This is a genomic window from Bacillus sp. 22446 (genome assembly GCF_052044955.1).
In the GTDB taxonomy this organism is placed as follows: Bacteria; Bacillota; Bacilli; order Bacillales; family Bacillaceae; genus Bacillus; species Bacillus altitudinis.
This window is the reverse complement of record NZ_JBQEOD010000002.1, coordinates 276,327-296,813: the sequence shown is the minus strand read 5'-3', so window position 1 is coordinate 296,813 and position 20,487 is coordinate 276,327. Positions and strand designations below refer to the sequence as shown.

General features: G+C 41.5%; 22 protein-coding genes. All 22 read right to left on the bottom strand.

What is annotated here, in order from left to right:
* Nucleotides 1–121: 121 nt before the first annotated feature.
* The 22 genes from dprA to plsX all read right to left on the bottom strand — a co-directional run bounded on the left by dprA (nt 122) and on the right by plsX (nt 20,473).
* Nucleotides 122–1,024, bottom strand: coding sequence for a DNA-processing protein DprA (gene dprA, locus ACTJJD_RS05780; RefSeq protein WP_041090524.1), 903 nt, complete (start codon nt 1,022–1,024; stop codon nt 122–124).
* 63 nt (nt 1,025–1,087) lie between these two features.
* Nucleotides 1,088–1,990: a succinate--CoA ligase subunit alpha gene (gene sucD / locus ACTJJD_RS05775; RefSeq protein WP_007499624.1), complete on the bottom strand. Its 903-nt coding sequence runs from the start codon at nt 1,988–1,990 to the stop codon at nt 1,088–1,090.
* A 22-nt stretch (nt 1,991–2,012) separates the two neighbouring features.
* Nucleotides 2,013–3,173, bottom strand: a complete 1,161-nt coding sequence (gene sucC / locus ACTJJD_RS05770) for an ADP-forming succinate--CoA ligase subunit beta (RefSeq protein WP_008344824.1) — start codon at nt 3,171–3,173, stop codon at nt 2,013–2,015.
* Nucleotides 3,174–3,349: 176 nt separating this feature from the next.
* Nucleotides 3,350–3,625, bottom strand: coding sequence for a FlhB-like flagellar biosynthesis protein (locus ACTJJD_RS05765; RefSeq protein WP_008344827.1), 276 nt, complete (start codon nt 3,623–3,625; stop codon nt 3,350–3,352).
* On the bottom strand, nt 3,622–5,355 hold the full coding sequence (locus ACTJJD_RS05760) for a glycosyltransferase (protein WP_440608173.1): 1,734 nt from the start codon (nt 5,353–5,355) through the stop codon (nt 3,622–3,624). The genes ACTJJD_RS05765 and ACTJJD_RS05760 overlap by 4 nt, the downstream gene beginning before the upstream one ends.
* 28 nt (nt 5,356–5,383) lie before the next feature.
* The gene (locus tag ACTJJD_RS05755; protein ID WP_193804275.1) at nt 5,384–6,148 is read right to left on the bottom strand and encodes a ribonuclease HII; all 765 of its coding nucleotides are present in this window, start codon (nt 6,146–6,148) and stop codon (nt 5,384–5,386) included.
* Between the two features lie 76 nt (nt 6,149–6,224).
* Complete coding sequence (gene ylqF, locus ACTJJD_RS05750; protein ID WP_007499632.1) at nt 6,225–7,073, bottom strand: ribosome biogenesis GTPase YlqF; 849 nt, start codon at nt 7,071–7,073, stop codon at nt 6,225–6,227.
* Between the two features lie 90 nt (nt 7,074–7,163).
* Complete coding sequence (rplS, locus tag ACTJJD_RS05745; protein ID WP_008344834.1) at nt 7,164–7,511, bottom strand: 50S ribosomal protein L19; 348 nt, start codon at nt 7,509–7,511, stop codon at nt 7,164–7,166.
* A gap of 137 nt (nt 7,512–7,648) precedes the next feature.
* A complete protein-coding gene (trmD, locus tag ACTJJD_RS05740) occupies nt 7,649–8,383 on the bottom strand; it encodes a tRNA (guanosine(37)-N1)-methyltransferase TrmD (RefSeq protein WP_007499635.1) in 735 nt (244 codons plus the stop codon).
* Nucleotides 8,380–8,904: a ribosome maturation factor RimM gene (rimM, locus tag ACTJJD_RS05735; protein WP_007499637.1), complete on the bottom strand. Its 525-nt coding sequence runs from the start codon at nt 8,902–8,904 to the stop codon at nt 8,380–8,382. The genes trmD and rimM overlap by 4 nt, the downstream gene beginning before the upstream one ends.
* Before the next feature lie 8 nt (nt 8,905–8,912).
* On the bottom strand, nt 8,913–9,299 hold the full coding sequence (locus ACTJJD_RS05730) for a YlqD family protein (protein WP_008344839.1): 387 nt from the start codon (nt 9,297–9,299) through the stop codon (nt 8,913–8,915).
* A gap of 102 nt (nt 9,300–9,401) precedes the next feature.
* The gene (locus tag ACTJJD_RS05725) at nt 9,402–9,647 is read right to left on the bottom strand and encodes a KH domain-containing protein (RefSeq protein WP_012009937.1); all 246 of its coding nucleotides are present in this window, start codon (nt 9,645–9,647) and stop codon (nt 9,402–9,404) included.
* Nucleotides 9,647–9,919 (bottom strand): 30S ribosomal protein S16, encoded by a 273-nt coding sequence (gene rpsP, locus ACTJJD_RS05720; protein ID WP_008344841.1) that lies wholly within the window; start codon nt 9,917–9,919, stop codon nt 9,647–9,649. The genes ACTJJD_RS05725 and rpsP overlap by 1 nt, the downstream gene beginning before the upstream one ends.
* A gap of 105 nt (nt 9,920–10,024) precedes the next feature.
* Nucleotides 10,025–11,368, bottom strand: coding sequence for a signal recognition particle protein (ffh, locus tag ACTJJD_RS05715; RefSeq protein ID WP_008344842.1), 1,344 nt, complete (start codon nt 11,366–11,368; stop codon nt 10,025–10,027).
* Nucleotides 11,369–11,381: 13 nt separating this feature from the next.
* Nucleotides 11,382–11,714, bottom strand: coding sequence for a putative DNA-binding protein (locus tag ACTJJD_RS05710; protein WP_008344844.1), 333 nt, complete (start codon nt 11,712–11,714; stop codon nt 11,382–11,384).
* 140 nt (nt 11,715–11,854) lie between these two features.
* Entirely contained in the window at nt 11,855–12,841 is a 987-nt protein-coding gene (ftsY, locus tag ACTJJD_RS05705) for a signal recognition particle-docking protein FtsY (protein ID WP_017359097.1), read from the bottom strand.
* A 21-nt stretch (nt 12,842–12,862) separates the two neighbouring features.
* Nucleotides 12,863–16,423, bottom strand: a complete 3,561-nt coding sequence (gene smc / locus ACTJJD_RS05700) for a chromosome segregation protein SMC (RefSeq protein ID WP_440608172.1) — start codon at nt 16,421–16,423, stop codon at nt 12,863–12,865.
* Between the two features lie 105 nt (nt 16,424–16,528).
* Nucleotides 16,529–17,272, bottom strand: coding sequence for a ribonuclease III (rnc, locus tag ACTJJD_RS05695; RefSeq protein ID WP_017367233.1), 744 nt, complete (start codon nt 17,270–17,272; stop codon nt 16,529–16,531).
* A gap of 184 nt (nt 17,273–17,456) precedes the next feature.
* Nucleotides 17,457–17,690 (bottom strand): acyl carrier protein, encoded by a 234-nt coding sequence (gene acpP, locus ACTJJD_RS05690; protein ID WP_003212028.1) that lies wholly within the window; start codon nt 17,688–17,690, stop codon nt 17,457–17,459.
* Nucleotides 17,691–17,771: 81 nt separating this feature from the next.
* Complete coding sequence (gene fabG / locus ACTJJD_RS05685) at nt 17,772–18,515, bottom strand: 3-oxoacyl-[acyl-carrier-protein] reductase (protein ID WP_008344855.1); 744 nt, start codon at nt 18,513–18,515, stop codon at nt 17,772–17,774.
* Nucleotides 18,515–19,459, bottom strand: a complete 945-nt coding sequence (fabD, locus tag ACTJJD_RS05680) for an ACP S-malonyltransferase (RefSeq protein ID WP_440608171.1) — start codon at nt 19,457–19,459, stop codon at nt 18,515–18,517. Before fabD ends, fabG begins: the two co-directional genes overlap by 1 nt.
* Nucleotides 19,460–19,474: 15 nt before the next feature.
* A complete protein-coding gene (gene plsX, locus ACTJJD_RS05675) occupies nt 19,475–20,473 on the bottom strand; it encodes a phosphate acyltransferase PlsX (protein ID WP_017359101.1) in 999 nt (332 codons plus the stop codon).
* Between the last annotated feature and the right edge of the window lie 14 nt (nt 20,474–20,487).

Below are 20,487 nucleotides of genomic sequence, written 5' to 3'. Positions count from 1 at the left end.
TCTAACAGGCAATCGTTAAAAATTCTTTATGATGAATATCATTATAAACACGAAAAACAAAGTGTAAACTTAAATCCTCACTATTATTAAATATTCCGATGTCTTTTGTCAAACGATATTTTTATGGGAGTTCAGTATATTGAACACCACTCAAGGAGAATTCCTCTAAAATATCCTTCGTTGAATGAACAAGCTTGGCACCTTGCTGAATCAGTCTAGCTGGACCTATAGAATTAGAATCAAAGATCGATCCTGCAACAGCAAACACTTCTTTTCCTTGCTCTAATGCCTGGTAGGCTGTAATAAGCGAACCGCTCTTTTCTTTGCACTGGACCACGATGGTTCCTCTTGTCAGGGCACTAATTAATCGGTTTCTCATTGGAAAATGCCATTTTTCTGGTTTGATATAAGGCGGATGCTCTGACAACAGTAAATGATGTTCTCCCATATATTGAGCCATTTGCACATGTTCTTTTGGATATACATGTTGAAAGCCGCCAGCTACAACACCAATCGTTTTTCCTTTTTTTCTTATGCACTCTTTGTGTGCAAGTCCATCAATTCCTTTTGCTAAACCACTCACAATCATCCAATCTTCCTCTACAAGTTCTCCAACAATTTTCTTCACGCACGCTTCTCCATAAGAGGATGGCACTCGTGTACCTACTACACCTAAACTTTTTTCTTCATTTAAATAGGTAACGTTTCCTTTTAGGAATAATACTGGGGGAGGATCATAAATGTGTTTTAGTGAGCTGGGATATAAAGGTGATGTGATGGGAATCATGTGAATATTTTGCTTTAAATAGGCTTGAACGATGTGTTGAAAAATGGGGAATTCATTTTCTTCAGCTTGTTGTAAGCGGGTAAAGTCGATCTTTTGTAATGATCGATCCTGTTTGAAATGATGTGTTTCTTCATTTATATATAGCTCAGGATCGACTTTCCACCATTTTGTTAACAAAGAGGGTGAGATGAGGCCTTTTAAGCGGTGAAAAATCATTCTTTCGGACACGTTGTACATACCATTCCTCCAGTTTAAGATAGAAAGAAGAAGACTTGTCAAAGAACAAGTCTTCTTGTGTCATTAATGCGTTTTACAAGCTTCGAAGAGATTCTTCTCTTTTAACACTTTAATTAAGGTTTCTCCCATGACAGATGGTGTCTCTGCCACTTCAATTCCACATTCACGCATTGTTTTTACTTTTTCATCAGCAGTTCCTTTACCACCAGAAATAATGGCACCAGCATGTCCCATACGTTTTCCTGGAGGCGCTGTTTTACCGCCAATAAAGCCAACAACCGGCTTGGTCATATTTGCTTTTACCCATTCAGCTGCTTCTTCTTCAGCAGTACCACCGATTTCACCAATCATGATCACAGCATGCGTTTCAGGATCTTCATTGAAGGCTTTTAATACATCAATAAAGTTCGTGCCATTGACAGGGTCTCCGCCAATTCCTACAGCTGTTGACTGACCAACACCAGCCTCTGAAAGCTGATGTACCGCTTCATATGTAAGCGTTCCAGAACGAGACACAACACCAACATGACCTTTTTTATGAATGTAGCCAGGCATGATGCCAATTTTACATTCTTCAGGTGTAATCACGCCAGGACAGTTCGGTCCAACAAGTCTTGTCTTCTTACCTTCCATGTAGCGTTTCACTTTAACCATATCCAGAACTGGAATGTGTTCTGTGATACAAATCACTAGATCCACTTCTGCATCAACAGCCTCTAAAATGGCGTCTGCTGCAAATGGTGCTGGTACATAGATAACAGAAGCATTTGCTCCAGTTGTCTGTACTGCTTCAGATACAGTATTAAATACAGGAACTCCCTCTACTTCAGTTCCACCTTTTCCAGGTGTGACACCGCCAACGATATTTGTTCCATACTCAATCATTTGTTTTGTATGGAATAAAGCGGTTGAACCGGTAATCCCCTGAACAATTACTCTCGTATTTTTATTAATAAATACACTCATTTAGGTTCCCTGCCTTTCTGCTCTACTTGACTAAAGATACAATCTTTTCTGCCCCGTCAGCCATAGACTCAGCAGAAGTGATATTTAAGCCTGAATCACTCAGGATTTTCTTCCCTAATTCAACGTTTGTTCCTTCAAGACGTACAACGAGTGGTAATGTTAAGCCGACTTGTTTCGTCGCTTCAACAACACCTTCTGCGATGACATCACATTTCATGATGCCGCCAAAAATGTTCACGAAAATCCCTTTGACATTTTGATCAGATAAGATGATTTTAAATGCTTCCGTTACTTTTTCAGCAGTTGCACCGCCGCCAACATCAAGGAAGTTTGCAGGGTCCCCGCCGTAATGCTTGATGATATCCATTGTAGACATCGCAAGGCCTGCTCCATTCACCATACAGCCAATATTCCCATCTAGAGAAATGTAGCTTAGGTCATATTTAGATGCTTCAATCTCTTTTGGATCTTCTTCATCAAGGTCACGGTATTCTAATATATCTTTTTGTCTATATAAGGCATTGCTATCAAAGTTTAATTTTGCATCAAGTGCCATGACTTTTCCATCACCTGTTACAACAAGAGGATTTATCTCGGCAATTGAACAATCCTTTTCAATAAACGCATTGTAAAGGCTTGTCATAAACTTAACAGCTTGACCAACTAATTTTGTTGGAATATTAATTTTAAACGCAACTTCTCTCGCCTGATAGGCTTGGAGACCAATCGCTGGGTCGATGACCACTTTCACGATTTTTTCTGGCGTTTTTTCTGCTACTTCTTCAATTTCAGTACCGCCTTCTTCAGAAGCCATCAAAACAATTCTTGATGTCGCTCTATCCAAAACGAGTCCTACATAGTACTCTTTTTGAATATCGCAGCCTTCTTCAATAAGTAAGCGTTTTATTTCGCGCCCTTCAGGCCCAGTTTGATGTGTGACAAGTGTCTTGCCGAGCAATTCCTCTGCAAACCCTTTCACTTCATCTTTTGTTTTTGCAATTTTTACCCCACCTGCTTTACCACGGCCGCCTGCATGAATCTGTGCTTTTACGACATATACAGAGCTTCCTAGCTCTTCTGATGCTTTCACTGCTTCATCAGGTGTAAATGCTACTTTACCATTTGGAACTGAAACCCCATATTTTCTTAGGATTTCTTTTCCTTGGTACTCATGGATATTCATTTCCCATCCTCCCAACATATGTAGAAACAAAAATTATAAAATAGACTGCGCTTTCATTTTAAAGAATAAAAAAGAGAATGTCTAGGGTTCTATGTAAAATCGTAAAATCCTTCTAAACATTCAAACTTTTATTTTATTAAAAATATAAATTTTTCAGTCAAAACACTTATTTTACCTTATTTTTTCATTTTTTGATCCAACCGATAGATAAATGAAAATATTTCTGCTACAGTATCGTATAACGCTTCTGGGATTTCCTCATCGAGCGTTAAGTGGCGCATCAGTTCTACTAAATTACGGTCTTCTTGGATAGGGACGCCAGCTTTTTGAGCTTCTTCAATAATATGATCAGCCACATAGCCGCTGCCTGTTGCAACGACTTTTGGCGCCTTTTGTTTTTCTTCATCATAGTGTAGAGCGACCGCTCTTCTAAGCGGTTTTGAATCTTTCATACTCGTAAGTCCAGCCCTTTCTCGCTGATTTTATGAAAGTGTTCATCTAGAAAGTCAGACGGATCAATTGGCTCTTCTCTCTTTTTCGCTGTAATCCCCGTTAAACTATACCCTAGGGCATTTAAATTCTCTCGAACAGCTGGAATCATTGGATTAATGGTCCCTTGAAGTTCGTGAGCCGTCTCGACTGTAATTGACATCACTTTTTGCTGAATCGTACAGTCTATTAACGTTTCTTCTAAGTTCTCCATGTTTAAATAAAACATTAAACGGCACTGAGAAATATCAATAGAGCCATCTTTTTTCTTATGCCCTTTTAGAATAAAGGTTAAATCTTGAACACTATGTTTTGAGAAAAGAGGGTAAGAAACCATCATTTGACTAACTGTTTGGTTTTCCTGATGCACTAGTAACTGCCCATTTAATCTATGGAATAATTGATCCATTTCTTTTTTTACGGGTTCCGGAACATCAGCTTGCCTTGCATCATTTAAAACCATCTTTAATTGGTGAAGCTCTTGGCTTTTGACATCTTGGCTGCCCTTTTCCAGTAATTTCAGCATCCCGATTTCATCTCGTACACCTATCGCTTTTTTCATCGTCATCAGTAAATCGAGTACATCGGTTTTATTGCTTAATGCTGGTTCAGTCTGCTGAATGACCTTTACCAATGCGTTCGCCTCTGTTTTTGAAAGAAACGGAAATTCCTTTTGAAGCACGGCTGCCTTTGCGTCAGCCTGTGGCCCTGCCTGCTGGACTGCTTGAACCAGTGATGTGAGTTGTTTTACATCAAGCTGCTGCTGTCCGTCTGTGCCTTGCTTTGTGATGCTTGTCAGAATGCGTTCTATTTGCTGAAGCGGGAGCTGTTTTGGACTTAATAATTGCTGCACGCTGTTCTGATTCACTGTATCCACCTGCCGCCCTTGTATAGCGGCGGGCTGGCTCTGCTTTGTTTGCTGAGCCGGATTGACATGAGGCTGCAGCTGCGGCAAGCTTTCTCCTTGCTTCGTTTGACCTTCTTTTGCTCCTAGAAGCACCGATAAGAGCTTTTCTGCATGAACAATTGTCTCAGCATTTACAACCGTACGAACGGCCTGTGTAAGAGCCTGTGTGGCTTCTGTTTGCTTCGGAAGCTGTGTTAATCGATCTAGCAGTGCTGTCACATCTTGATGAAGTGCAGAGGGGGATTTCATCGCTAATATTGATTGGAGCACTCCTTGCTGAATCGGCAAATCTTTCTTTAAAGCAAAAAGAAGTGCTTGCAGACCTTTTTTGATATCCGCGCCTTGAAGTTGTTCAATCCATTTTACTGCCGTTTTTAACTCTGCTTCGTTGATGACCGGTTTTTCTTTTAAAAAGGCTGTAGCTGTTAACATTTGTTCAAGTCCATTTTTAAGCGACAGACCTTCTAGTAGTTTAGCTGCGGCATCCTTTAATGTTTTAGGATCTTGGTCAAATTGCTGAACAGGTCTTAATTTACTCAGACTGCCTCCACCTTCTTGTTCTAATTGGAACCAGTAGAAAGAATCGGCTTTGAGCTGAGCCGCTAGCTGCGCTTTGATTTTGGTCGAACCTATTTGAACAAGTGCTGTATCATCACCAAGCATTTTCAGTACTTTGCCGAGAATGAGCCGGTGAATATTTTCCTTTCCTTCCGTGTTAAGCGGAACAGATTCTGCCGTATTCAGCCGACTATTCAGTGCAGTATGTATATCTTCAACTCTTGTCATCACAGGCAGCCTCCTTGTGTCAAAATATTTATGAAATAACAGATTTCACTGGTGCAAATGATAACCGGTGGATAGGTGTGGCGCCATGTGTTTGAATGGCAGCCAGGTGCTCTTTCGTTCCATACCCTTTATGTTTTTCAAATTGATACTCAGGGTACTGGCGTCCATACTCTTCCATCATTTTGTCCCTTGTCACTTTGGCAATACATGCACCAGCTGCGATGGATGCGCTTTTAGCATCTCCTTTGATGATATTCTCCTGTTGAGTAGGAAGCGGGAGCGTCATCGCATCTATGAGTAGATAATCAGGTGTGTGAGTGAGCTGCTTTACAGCCTTCACCATCGCCAGTCTTGATGCTTCGTATATATTCATTTCGTCAATCGTTGCCGCATCAACAATGCCGATGCCGATGTCGAGTGCTTCCTTTTGAATGAGCTCATAATAGGTCATTCTTTTTTTCTCAGATAGCTGTTTTGAATCATTTAAACCGAGTAGGACGGTATCTTCTTTTAATATCACAGCTGCCGCAACAACTGGGCCAGCAAGTGGTCCTCTTCCTGCTTCATCTATGCCTGCAATACAAGTGTATCCTTGCGCTCTTGCTTTGGTTTCAAATTGCAGCATTTGCTTCCATGCTGCATGCAGTTCTTGCTGTTTTTCTCTCTCTTTGTTCCATTTGTCCATCAGTTTCTGGACACTTTTTCTTGTATCGTCTTTCAATAGTTCACGAATGTATGACTCGTCGTCAGCATGTTGTTCTATTAATTCTTTTATTTGTTTGACCGTGTACATTGGCTTTTCCGCAGCCTCCTTCTTTATATCGGCAGTTTTTCGCAAAAAATAAAGACCCGCATGAGCTGCGTGTCTTTTAGCTTTCAGGCTTCTCAAAAGTGAGGGGACCAAATTTTTCCGTTCGAATATCCCGAATAATGATTTCGGTCGTTTTGTCGTAATTAATGAATCCTCCACTCATCAGACAGCCGCGTTTTGTGCCAATGGCATCAAACAGCTCAACTGTATCTTCAGGTATTTCTGCTAAATCATAGCGTTTTTTTAACCGCTCTGGATAGTGCTCTTCTAAAAAGCGGAGCGCATACACAGCGACATCCTGCAAGTTGATGATTGAGTCTTTAATCGCTCCAGTGACGGCCAGCCTAAGACCTACTTGTTCATCTTCAAATTTCGGCCAGAGAATTCCGGGGGTATCGAGCAGTTCAAGTTCTTTTCCGACCTTCACCCATTGTTGTGACGTCGTAATACCAGGTCGATCTCCTGTTTTCGCAATATTTTTCTTTGCCAACCGATTGATCAGCGTTGATTTGCCGACATTGGGAATTCCGATAATCAAAGCTCGAATGGCACGCGGCTTAACACCTTTTGCTTTCATTCGATCGAACTTTTCTTTTAAGATTTCTTTTGATGTCGTAATGATTTGATTTAACCCTTGTCCATCGACAGAATTAATGGCAAGTGACCTTACGCCTTGCGCTTCAAAGTGTGCCTGCCACTCTTTTGTCATACGAGGATCTGCTTTATCTGCTTTGTTCAAAAGCATAATTTTCGGTTTGTTTTGGAGGATTTCTTCAATCATTGGGTTTCTAGAGGACATCGGAATTCTTGCATCGGTTAATTCAAATACGATGTCGATGAGCTTTAATTTTTCTGTGACTTCCCGTCTTGCTTTTGCCATATGGCCTGGAAACCATTGAATTGTCATATGTGCACCTTCTCTCTTCTAACGGTTGTCTCTATACATTGTACAAAAAAAGAGCCTGTTACAGGTAACAAGCTCTTTCCTTTGATATCATTATCGTCTGATTTCTTTGATACGAGCCGCTTTACCGCGAAGTTCACGTAGGTAGTAAAGTTTCGCACGACGTACCTTACCGTGACGTACAACTTCGATCTTAGCGATTTTTGGTGTGTGTACAGGGAATGTACGCTCAACGCCTACACCGTAAGAGATCTTACGAACTGTGAAAGTTTCGCTGATTCCACCACCACGACGCTTAATTACAACACCTTCAAAGATCTGGATACGCTCACGAGTACCCTCGACAACTTTCACGTGTACACGTAAAGTGTCACCAGGACGGAACGCAGGAAGATCAGTGCGTAATTGTTCTTTTGTGATTTCTTCAATCAATTGTTGCATCGTTTTCAACTCCTTCCAACAGATGCTCATGTCCTCTTTCTTCATTGCAGCGGAACATCGTTTTCAAACTTGAATCGGCAAGCCGTCCAAGTCACAAGTAGTATCATACCACACCTGTATACCTTGTGCAATACAATCTAGTCATTATGAAGCTGCCAAAGCCATCTTTTTTCTTCATCCGTTAATGTTTTGCAAGAATCGATCAAATCTGGCCGTCTTGTATAGGTTCGCTTCAACGATTCTTTACGCCGCCACTCTTCAATTTTGGCATGATTTCCAGAGAGAAGCACATCTGGTACTTTCAATCCTTTATAATCAGCTGGTCTTGTATAGTGCGGATGCTCAAGCAGACCTGTACTAAATGAATCTTCGATATGAGACGCTTCTTTTCCAAGCACATGAGGCAAAAGCCTGACCACACTGTCTGCAATCATCATCGCCGGCAGCTCTCCGCCTGTGAGAACGAAATCTCCGATTGAGATTTCATCTGTGACAAGATGCTCCCTGATGCGCTCATCGTAGCCTTCATAGTGGCCGCAAATGAACATAAGATGCTCTTCTTTTGCAAGCTCTTCTGCTTTCTTTTGTGTATATCTTTCTCCTTGAGGACAGACAAGAATAATGCGGGGCTTCTTGTTTGCTTTTTTCGTTAAATCTTCTACCGCATCAAATACAGGCTGTGCTTTCAGAACCATGCCAGCACCGCCGCCATACGGATAGTCATCCACTGTTTTATGTTTATGATCGGAATACTCCCTAAAATTCACGACATCAAACGAGACCGCATCTTTTTCCTGAGCTTTTTTTAAGATCGATGAGTGAAGCACTCCTTCAAACATTTCAGGAAACAGTGTTAAAAAGTCAATTTTCATTCGTCAATGAGTCCTTCCATCACTTCAATGTGTACTTTCTTGGATGAAATATCAACTGTTTTGACGACAGATGGAATATAAGGGATGAGGGCATCTTTTTTGCCTTTTCTTCCAACCACCCATACATCATTTGCCCCTGGCGTTAAAATCTCTTTGATTTGACCAATCAGTTTGTCCTCTTCATCATATACTTCACAGCCGATGATTTCGTGGAAATAGAATTCCCCTTCATCTAATGAGCCAAGATGTTCTTTTTCTACTTTTAAAATCGACTCTTTTAATTGCTCAGCTTCATTTAACGAGCCGACTTCTTCAAATGTCAGTAAATCAAATTGTTTGTGCTGTCTATGTGATGCGACAGTCACTTTTAGCGGTTCTTTTTGATTTTGTTTGAAAATATAAAGGACGCTGCCTTTTTTGTAGCGTTCTTCTGGGAAATCAGTCTTTGACACAACACGTACTTCTCCGCGCACTCCATGTGTATTGACGATCTTTCCGACATTCAACCATTCTAGCTCCATGTTCTCAATCACCCCTGACGTATTTCCACAATGGTGCCGTCTTTCACGACGATGACATTGTCTTGCATTTTGTCATCCCATTTATCACCTATTTTCACTTCAATCAGCGCATCCACTTCTGTTTCTTTCATTTCACTGCCAAGAGGCAAGATATGCAGCTGCTCGACTTGAAAGTCAATTTGCCTCATTTTCTCTTGTCTTTTTTCAATGGCTTTTTGAAATTGAGGGATGGCTTCTTGCTGATGTGGTTCTTTTTCATGCTTTTTTAGTTGAAAATATAGTTGATTGCACTCACGTTCTAGTCTTTCTTTTTTCTCCAAAAAAGTCGTTAACAGTTTGTCCTTACTGCTTTCAGTTAATACTTGCATGACGGTGACATGTTGAATGATCTGCATCTTCCTTTTTGTCCCCCTATCCGAAGGCATTTGTCCTCTACAGTATAACGAAAAATAGATTTAAACGTGTAAAAAAGGGGAGGTCCTAAGCCCTCTCCCTTTTTAGTCAGCAATCTCAAGTTGAACTTTCTTAGAAGACTCTGCACTTGCTGCAAACATGACTGTTCGTATCGCTTTAGCTGTACGTCCCTGCTTTCCGATCACTTTTCCGGTATCTTCAGCATTGACAGACAGTGTGTAAATGACCTGCTCATCTTTTTCTAATGAAGATACGTGAATATCTTCAGGGAAATCAACAAGTGGCTCGACGATGGACACAATCAATTCTTCCAAGGACAGCTCATTCATTATTTGCTGTTTTTCGCATTATGAAATTTTTCAAGAATTCCTTGGCTTGAGAAAAGGTTACGAACTGTATCAGATGGTTTCGCACCATTTTGAAGCCATTTAAGCGCTAATTCTTCGTTGATTTTCACCTCAGCTGGTGATACCACTGGGTTGTAAGTTCCAACTGTTTCGATGAAACGACCGTCACGTGGTGAACGAGAATCTGCTACAACAATACGATAGAAAGGAGATTTTTTTGCTCCCATACGTTTTAAACGAATTTTTACTGCCATTTTACTAGCACCTCCGAAAATATTTCAACAAGATAGTATATTAACAATGATAAAAGGGTTTGTAAAGTGTTTTTTCTTAACAACGGTTTTATCATGTATAACCAATTACATAAATGGTAATTTAAAGCCGCCTTTTTTCTTTCCTTTGGACATATTGGTCATTTGCTTCATCATCTTTTTCATTTCGTCAAATTGTTTTAAAAGGCGATTGACTTCCTGTACAGATGTTCCGCTTCCTTTTGCAATCCGTTTTCTTCGGCTTGCATTGATGACCTCTGGCTGTTCTTTTTCTTCAGTCGTCATTGATTTAATGATCGCTTCGATGTGATTGAGCTGCTTTTCGTCTACTTGGACGTTTTTGAGCCCTTTCATTTTACCGGCTCCCGGCATCATTTGGATCAGTTCATCAAGTGGACCCATGTTGCGAACCTGCCCAAGCTGCTCGAGGAAATCATCGAGCGTGAAGCTCATTGTCCGCATTTTTTGTTCAAGCTCTTTCGCTTTATCTTGGTCAACGTTTGCTTGTGCTTTTTCAATAAGCGTGAGCACATCTCCCATGCCAAGAATTCTCGATGCCATCCGCTCTGGATGGAATGGTTCAATTGCATCAAGCTTTTCACCTAGTGCGGCGAATTTAATCGGCGTATTTGTGACTGCACGAATTGACAATGCTGCCCCGCCTCGCGTATCACCGTCTAGTTTTGTCAGAACGACACCTGTTAAACCAAGCTGTTCATTAAAGCTTTTTGCGACATTGACAGCATCTTGACCAGTCATCGAGTCAACAACGAGGAAAATCTCTTCTGGATTTGCGACTTCTTTTACTTTCTGAAGTTCATCCATTAAGTCTTCATCAATATGAAGACGTCCTGCTGTATCTAAAATGACATAATCATGATGTTCTTCTTTCGCTTTTTCAATTGCCTGTTTGGCAATTTCGACAGGACTAACTTGATCACCTAATGAGAATACGGGCATATCAAGCTGTTTCCCAAGCGTTTGAAGCTGCTGGATCGCTGCTGGTCTGTAAATATCAGCGGCCACCATCATCGGCTTGCGATTATGTTTTTTGCGAAGTAAGTTGGCAAGCTTTCCAGTTGTGGTCGTTTTACCTGCCCCTTGAAGACCAACCATCATAATGACAGTCGGAGATTTTTTCGCTACAGCGATTTTACTCTCTTCCCCGCCCATTAATTCAGTGAGTTCTTCTTTTACAACTTTAATGACCTGTTGTCCTGGGGTAAGACTTTGCATGACCTCTTGTCCAACTGCCCGCTCGCTTACTTTTTTCACAAAGTCTTTGACTACTTTAAAATTGACGTCAGCTTCAAGAAGGGCAAGGCGTACCTCGCGCATCATTTCTTTTACATCTTGCTCTGACACTTTTCCTTTGCCGCGGATTTTTGAAATCGTCTGCTGCAGTCGGTCGGCTAATCCTTCAAATGCCATACTGTGCCGCCTCCTAATCTAATTTCTCAAGCGATTCAATTAAAGCTTCTGCTTCTTCCTTTTGCGCGGAATCTGCTACAAGCTCTCTCATTTTTGTGAGAAGTTCTTTACGCTCTTTAAATTTCTTAAACAAGAGCAGCTTTTCTTCATATTGTTCAAGCATCGCTTCAGTCCGTTTAATATTATCATAAACAGCCTGTCTTGATACTTCATATTCATCCGCAATTTCACCGAGGGAAAAATCGTCTAGGTAGTAAAGCGACATGTAGCTCTTTTGTTTTGCGGTCAACAACGATTGATAGAAATCAAACAAGTAGTTCATTCTCGTTGTTTTTTCAAGCGTCATGGGCTCTCTCCCCTTTGTTAAGTTCATTCCCTTTACAACAACTAAGTTTACACGGTTCTGATCTATGTGTCAAGTTTTTATCTTGTCACTTCCTGCGGCGATATTTAAATAAAAAAGCCGGCAGTTTGCCGGCATTTTGATTAGTCTTCTTGATCAATCATGTCTGAGAATAATCCGTACACATACGATTCAGCATCGAACTCTTGCAGATCGTCTACTTTTTCACCTAATCCGACAAGTTTTACAGGGATGTTGAGCTCATTGCGAATGGCAAGAACAATCCCGCCTTTTGCAGTACCGTCAAGCTTTGTTAAAGCGATACCTGTCACGTTTGTTGCTTTAGAAAATTCCTTCGCTTGCGCCATCGCATTTTGACCCGTTGTCGCATCAAGGGCAAGCAGTACTTCGTGCGGTGCATCGGGCACTTCGCGTTCAATGACTCTCTTGACCTTCTCTAGCTCTTTCATCAAGTTGACTTTGTTTTGCAGTCTGCCTGCTGTATCACAGATCAAGACATCTGCTTTTTTGGCTTTAGCTGATTGAACGGCATCATAGATGACCGCTGCCGGGTCAGAGCCTGCTGTTTGTTTAACGACAGGAACACCAGAGCGCTCGCCCCATACTTCAAGCTGCTCAATCGCCCCCGCACGGAACGTATCACCTGCTGCTAAAATGACGGATTTCCCTTCATTTTTCAGCTTGTTTGCCAGCTTACCAATGGTTGTGGTTTTACCGACACCGTTCACGCCTACGAATAAAATAATATTTAAACGGCCGTCTTCAATGTTCAGTTCAGAGATTTGTTCCTCACCGCTATTGTAAATCTCCACAAGTTTTTCAGAGATGACTGCTTGTACTTCACTTGGGTCTTGAATGTTTCTTAATTTCACTTCTTTTTTCAGCTCATCAATCAGTTCCATCACAGTCGTGAAACCAACATCAGCACCGATTAACACTTCTTCTAGTTCTTCAAAAAAGTCTTCATCCACTTTACGATAGCGAGAAATGAGTTCATTTACTTTTCCCTGAAATGAATTTCTCGTTTTTTCAAGTCCATCTTTAAACTTTTCTGATACTGAATCGGTTTGCTGCGTAAATTTTTCTTTTAATTTCTTAAAAAAGCTCATGGGTTCAAAAACCTCCTTTAATTACTGGACAAGCTCTTTCGTTTCCTCTAGTTTGACAGATACCAGTTTTGAGACACCTGACTCCTGCATCGTGACACCGTACAGAACATCTGCTTCTTCCATGGTTCCTTTTCGGTGTGTAATCACAATGAACTGTGTTTCTTGGCTGTATTTCTTTAAATACTGGGCAAAGCGGAACACATTCGCTTCATCAAGTGCCGCTTCTACCTCATCTAGCACACAGAATGGAACTGGTCTCACTTTTAAGATCGAGAATAATAAAGCGATGGCTGTTAATGCTCTTTCTCCGCCTGAAAGCAGACTTAGATTTTGCAGCTTTTTCCCCGGCGGCTGCGCCACAATATCGACACCTGAGTTTAGTAAATCGTTTGGATCTGTGAGCTTAAGGTCTGCTCTTCCTCCGCCAAATAATGCTTGGAAAACAGATTCAAAATGCCCGCGGATTTGAGAGAATGTCTCAGAGAAACGTTTCGTCATCTCCTGATCCATTTCTTCAATGACTTGGAATAACGTATTTTTCGCTTCTGTCAGATCATTGCGCTGTTCAGTTAAGAAGAGAAAACGTTCATTCACACGTTCATACTCGTCAATGCTGCCTAAGTTCACTGTTCCAAGCTCTTCAATGGCTAGTTTGATCAATTTCACGCGTTTTCTTGCTTCATCTGGCGATAGCGTCAGATGATACATTTCTTTTGCTCCTTCAAACGAAAGGGCATACTCTTCGTTTAAATAGGCGATGAGGTTATCAAGTTCAACTTCCATGCGGCCAAGCTTGATTTCTTCATCTTTTAAGCTTGTCGTGAGCTGTTTATACAGGCGTTTTTGCTCTTTCAGTTCTCGTTCAGCGAATTCTAATGTTTCAGAAAGAGCCAGGCGCTGTTTGCGTCGCTCTGAGATAAGCGCTGTCGTTTTGTTTTTATGTTCCAGTTTCTCTTTTGCCGCTTCTTCCAGTTGTTCGGCGCCGCTTGAGCTGGATGACATTTCACTTGTTAAGAGGGACAAATCTTCTTTTGTTTCCGTCAGCGTCTTTTCAGCCTCTTCTAATTCAGCCGTTAAGCTCGACAGTTTTTCTTGTTCATTTGCTAAAGACTGCTCTTTTTTGGCAAGCGAGATTTTCAGCTCTGTTAATTCGGAAGAAATGGTTTCTTTCGTTGAGCTTTGGGTCTGCTTCCGTTTTGTTAACGTGTTGATCTCTTCGTCAAGAGAGGTCAGTTTCTCACCTATAGATGTTTCAAGGGCTGCCTGCTCTTTATCCTTGCTCGCAAGTTCGCTAGAGCGCTGCTGCAACTCTGCTTTTTCTTGATCATAGAGCTCTAGATGAGCGTTAATATTTTTTTCAGCTACTTGCAGTTCATATAATGTCCCTTTTAACTCTTGCTGCTTTTCTCGAAGCATTTCGCCGCGCTGACGCAATTCATTTAATTGGACTTCGCTTTCCGCAATCGATTGCTTCGTTTCTTTTGTTTCTTTTTCAAGGATCGTTGTTTTTTCTTCCATTTCAACGAGCTGCTTTGTTAATGTTTCAATCTCTCGGTTTCTGGACAGGAGGGAATTGTTCTTTTTCTTTACGCCTCCTCCAGTCATTGAACCACCTGGGTTCACCACGTCCCCATCAAGGGTCACGATACGATAACGATGTCCAAGCATTTTCGCTAGCTCGTTGGCACCTTTTAAGTCTTTCACGATTAGGACCGTTCCAAGCAAATTCCGAATGACTTTTTCATACTTTTCATCAAAGGAAACGAGCTGACTCGCTACGCCGATAAATGCGTCATGCTGCTCAGCTGTTTGAATATCTCTGAACTGAATGGTTCGTTCTTTGATGACGTTCATTGGCAGGAAGGTCGCACGCCCAAAGGAATGCTGCTTTAAGTATCCAATGGCCTGTCTGGCAGCCGCTTCATTTTCAGTAACGACATGCTGCGTGGCTGCGCCAAGTGCAATTTCAATCGCTGTTTCATGTTGCTGCTCTGTTTGAATCAGCTCTGCAATCGCCCCGTGAATACCGCCTAACCGGTCCTTTGCCTTTAAAACCTCTTTCACTCCTTGGAAAAATCCTGAGAAGTCTTCCTGCATGGATTCAAGCATTTCTTTTTTAGATTTTGCCTGCTGTACATATTGATAGGCTTGGTAAAGTGCCGTTTCTTTTTTCTCGTATTGACGTTTCATCTGCTCTAGCTTTTGTTCCGCTTCTCTAAAGCGTTTCACCTGAGCCAAAATGTCTTCTTCTCGTTCTGAAAGTTGCTTCTCGGCTTCTGTTTTCTTTTCCTTCACAGATACCCGTTCTTCGATATGTTTCTGATTATTTTGCGTTAACCGCTCTAGCTGCAAGGCAGCTTGGCGCTGCTGTTCTTCTAGTAATGTACGTTCGTTTCGGATAGTAGCTTGCTCGTTTAACAGGTCAAAATAATCGCTTTTTAGCTGTTCAATTTGCCCTTCCACATCTTCACTATGAAGAGACAGCTGATGCTGTTTTGTTTTCACTTCATCTTTTAGCTGCTGCACTTCTGTTTGCAGGCTGTCACGTGTGACTTTCTGCTGTTCAATCTTTTCCGTTAACAACGACTGTTTTTCGGTTAAACGCACGAGCGTATCTTCTAGCTGACCTTGGTTAGCGGCCGCATTTTTTTTCCGTTCTTTTAGAACTTCTTTTTTCCCTTCAAGCTTTTCTAGTTCTTCACTTGTGAAAAGGAGGACTTCTTGAAGGTCATGAATCGAATCGTCAAGTGCCTGAATACGGTCTCTCGATTCTTCGATTTTGGCTTCCTTCGCTTGAATGTCTGTGGACTGCTTCATTTCATCTTGTTTGAACCGCTCGACAGCTTCACCAAGTGTTGTCCATTTTTTGTGCAGTGCTTCAATATCATGGACGGTGAGAGCAATTTCTACATTTTCAAGTTCTTCTTTCTTTTGCAGATAGTCTTTTGCAATAGATGCCTGCATTCTTAGTGGTTCTACTTGATCTTCTAGTTCATGCAGAATATCTTCTACCCGGTTTAAGTTGTCCTGCGTTTCAAACAGTTTATTCTCGGCTTTTTTCTTTCTTGTTTTATATTTCAGGACACCAGCTGCTTCTTCAAAGATGCTTCGTCTTTCTTCAGCTTTACTCGATAGAATCTCTTCTACCTTACCTTGGCTGATGATCGAAAAAGCTTCTTTTCCAAGACCTGAATCCATGAAAAGATCAATAATATCCTTTAAGCGGACAGATTGATTGTTAATGAGAAATTCACTTTCTCCAGAACGATAGACTCTTCTTGTCACACTGACTTCGTGAAAATCGATTGGCAAAAAGTGATCTTCGTTATCGAGCGTTAATGTCACTTCTGCTAAGTTGACTCGTTTTCTTGAGTCACTTCCTGCAAAAATGATGTCTTCCATTTTTCCTCCGCGGAGGCTTTTTGCTGATTGCTCTCCAAGTACCCAGCGGATCGCATCAGTAATATTACTTTTGCCGCTTCCGTTTGGTCCAACAACAGCTGTAACCCCTTTGACAAAGTCTACAGTCACCCGCTGTGCGAAAGATTTGAATCCTATCACGTCTAAACGTTTGAGGAACATGAGAGTGATCCTCCTTATGTATTTAAAGTACTATTATCTTACCATATGAACTGAAAAAAGATGATGGAAAACAGAGTGAAATCCCCCTGAATCACGAGGGGGATTTTATTGGTTCATATGATGTTTCTGTAATTTAGCAAGTGCTTCCTGTGCAGCATGCTGTTCCGCTTCTTTTTTTGAACGACCATTTCCAATTCCTAGCACTTCTCCTCTAAGGGATACATTGGCTTCAAATTCCCGGTTATGTGCTGGGCCTTTTTCATGCAGGATTCGGTATTCAAGTACACCTTTTCCATCTCGCTGAACAAATTCTTGAAGCTGGCTTTTAAAGTCCATGACATGTGAGAATGCCCCGTCATTAATTTTCGGGTACACATAGGCTTCTAGGAATCTTTCAACAGGCTCAAGTCCTTGATCTAAATAAAGCGCTCCGATAAACGCCTCAAATACATCTGCTAAGAGTGCCGGACGCTTTCTGCCGCCTGTCATTTCTTCCCCTTTTCCTAAAAGAACAAGGTCTCCGAAGGACAGCTCATGTGCTAATGACACAAGTGATGGCTCACATACGATCGCCGCTCTCAGTTTTGTTAAATCTCCCTCGCTCATGGCTGGATACTTTGCAAATAAGAACTGTGAGATCGTCAATTCTAAAACAGCGTCCCCTAAAAATTCAAGTCTTTCATTATCCTCATAAGGTTTTTTCCGATGCTCATTCACATAAGAGGAATGTGTAAAGGCTTGATAGAGTAGTTTTTCATTTTTAAAGTGTACAGAAATGCGCTGCTGAAATTCTCTGAATTGCTCTAGTTTTTTGCTCTGTTTCTGTTTGTCTTTATAGTGTTTTGGCATAGCAACCTCCAGGTAGGCGTCATCGCCTTTAAGGATACTGATTATATGGAGTCTCTCTTTCTACATGCAAGGAAACCGTGCTCCTTAGCATCTGAAAAAGGCTGACAATTGATCAGCTGAATATGTTGAAACTAACATAAATTTTCAAAGTCCCGCCATGAAAATAGACGGGACTTTGTTACGCTTATTGCTGGCTATTTATGTAGTTCACAGCGTCACCGACTGTTGCAATTTTTTCAGCATCTTCGTCAGAAATTTCCATATCGAACTCATCTTCAAGTTCCATAACTAGCTCAACTACATCAAGGGAATCAGCGCCTAAATCTTCTTTAAATGAAGCTTCCATTTTCACGTCAGCCTCATCAACGCCAAGGCGGTCTACAATAATTTTTGATACACGCTCTAATACGTCTGCCATTGCCTTTCACCTCCCCTCAAAGTATTATAGTTGATTCGTTTTTAAAAAACTAGAGAAAACGTAACGAAATTTTGATATTTCTTAGGACATAACCATTCCGCCATCTACTTGGATGGTTTGGCCTGTAATATAACCTGCTCCTTCTGAAGCTAAAAAGACAACAACGTTGCTTATATCTTCAGGCGCACCAAAGCGTGCGAGCGGGATTTGCTTTAGCATTTCTGTTTGAACATTCTCATCAAGCTTGTCAGTCATATCAGTAGAAATAAAGCCTGGTGCTACGGCATTGACTGTAATATGACGGCTTGCCAGCTCTTTCGCTGTTGTTTTCGTTAAACCGATCACACCAGCTTTTGCTGCAACGTAGTTTGCTTGTCCAGGGTTTCCGCAAACGCCGACAACAGATGCTACATTGATGATTCTTCCGCTGCGCTGTTTCATCATTTGACGTGTCACAGCTTTTGTACAGTTGAAGACACCTTTTAAGTTTATGTTAATGACATCATCCCATTCATTTTCTTTCATTCTCATGAGCAGGTTGTCCTTTGTAATTCCAGCATTATTCACAAGAATGTCGATTGAACCAAATGTATCAACGGCTTGTTTCATTAATGCCTGTACTTCTTCTGCATTTGACACATCCGCTTTGACAGCAAAAGCCTGCTGGCCAAGTGCTTTGATCTCATCTACGACTTCATTTGCTTTTGCTTCGTTGCCTGAATAGTTCACCACAACATTGGCACCTTTTTTCGCCAAATCGATCGCAATCGAACGACCAATACCGCGAGATGCACCTGTGACAACGGCTGTTTTATTTGTAAGCATCAAGAATCCCCCTTGAGTGTTTGAATGGCTGCTTCAATTGTTTCTTGATCTGATACGGAAATGGTCGTCAGGCGGCGATTGACTTTTTTCACAAGACCTGAGAGCACTTTACCAGGACCAATTTCAATAAATGTTGTCACACCTAAGTCAATTAGGCGTTCTACACTTTCTTCAAATCGAACAGGAGAATACAATTGTTCAATCAGCTTCGTTTCAATTTCATTACGTGATGTCACGATGTCTGCTGTTACGTTTGAAATCACTGGCGTCGCGGCATCAGAAATGTCTAATTTAGATAATACATCTGTGAATTTTTCAGCTGCTGGTTTCATTAATGCAGAATGGAAAGGTCCACTCACTTCAAGTGGAATTGCACGTTTTGCGCCCTTTTCTTTCGCTTTCTCTGATGCAAGTTCCACACCTTTTGCTGTACCAGAGATGACGATTTGGCCCGGACAGTTTAAGTTCGCAAGTTCTACAAGATGACCGCTTTCTGTCACTTCTTTTGTCACTTCTACAAGCGCTGCTTGGTCTAAGCCAAGAATCGCCGCCATTGCGCCTTCTCCTGCTGGAACGGCTTCATTCATTAATTCGCCGCGCTTTCTCACTGCGAAAACGGCATCTTTAAACGAAAGAGCTCCCGCTGCAACAAGGGCTGTATATTCACCCAGGCTGTGCCCTGCTGCATAATCTGCTTTGACTCCGCTCTCTTCAAACTTCTTTAAGATCGCGATGCTTGTCGTTAAAAGAGCTGGCTGTGCATTATATGTCAGCGTCAGTTCTTCTGCATCTCCTTCAAAAATCATTGAAGATAAATCAAAACCAAGGGTCTGATCTGCTTCTTCAAACACAGCTTTGGATGCTGCTTCTTGGTCAAATAAATCTTTTCCCATGCCAATTTTTTGAGAGCCTTGGCCTGGGAATAAAAAAGCAATTTTACTCATGCTGCTCTACCTCCATTACGACTCATTCGTGTCTTCTTTTTGAACTTCTTGATGAATGATAGCTGAAACGTCTTTTTTAACGATGTCGCGCGCCTGACGAATAGCATGAAAAATCGCATTTTCATCAGAGGAACCATGCGCTTTAATAACCGGTGCTTTTAAACCAAATAATGCGGCACCACCATATTCGGAGTAATCCATTTTAGATTTCATCTGCATTAATTTTGGCTTCATCATACCTGCTGCTATTTTAGCTGTGAAACTGGATGTTAAGGTTTCTTTCAGCATTTTAAAAACAGAAAGGGCTGTGCCTTCGATCGTTTTAAGGGCGATATTCCCCGTGAAACCATCTGTGACAACGACATCAGCTACACCCTCTAATAAATCACGCGATTCTACATTTCCTACGAAATTCAAATCTGATGCTTTTAATAATTCAAAGGTTTTTTTCGTTAAATCGTTGCCTTTTTTATCTTCTGTCCCGACATTTAAAAGTCCAACGCGTGGATTGCTCTTCGGGAAGACATGCTCTGCATAAATAGATCCCATCATGGCATATTGCACAAGATGCTCTGGCTTTGCATCAACGTTTGCGCCGACATCCAATAATAAGAACCCGCTGCCATCAAGTGTTGGCAACGTCGGAGCAAGTGCTGGTCTGTCAATGCCATCAATTCTGCCTACGATAAACAGGCCTGCTGTCATGAGTGCCCCAGTATTTCCAGCTGAAATACAGGCATCTGCTCTTCCTTCTGAAACTTCCTGCGCCATTTTCACCATAGAAGAATCCTTTTTACGTCTCACTGCACGCACTGGTTCATCCGTTGGTTCAATGACTTCTTTTGCATCTAAGATCGTGATGCGTTCATGATTTGTTATGTATGATTTGATCTTGCTTTCATCGCCGACTAGTGTAATCTCGATATCTGAAAATGCTTCTAAGCTTTTTTGCACACCGTCAATAATGGCTTTAGGGGCATGATCTCCCCCCATTGCATCGACTGCAATTCTCATGTTATGTGCCACCT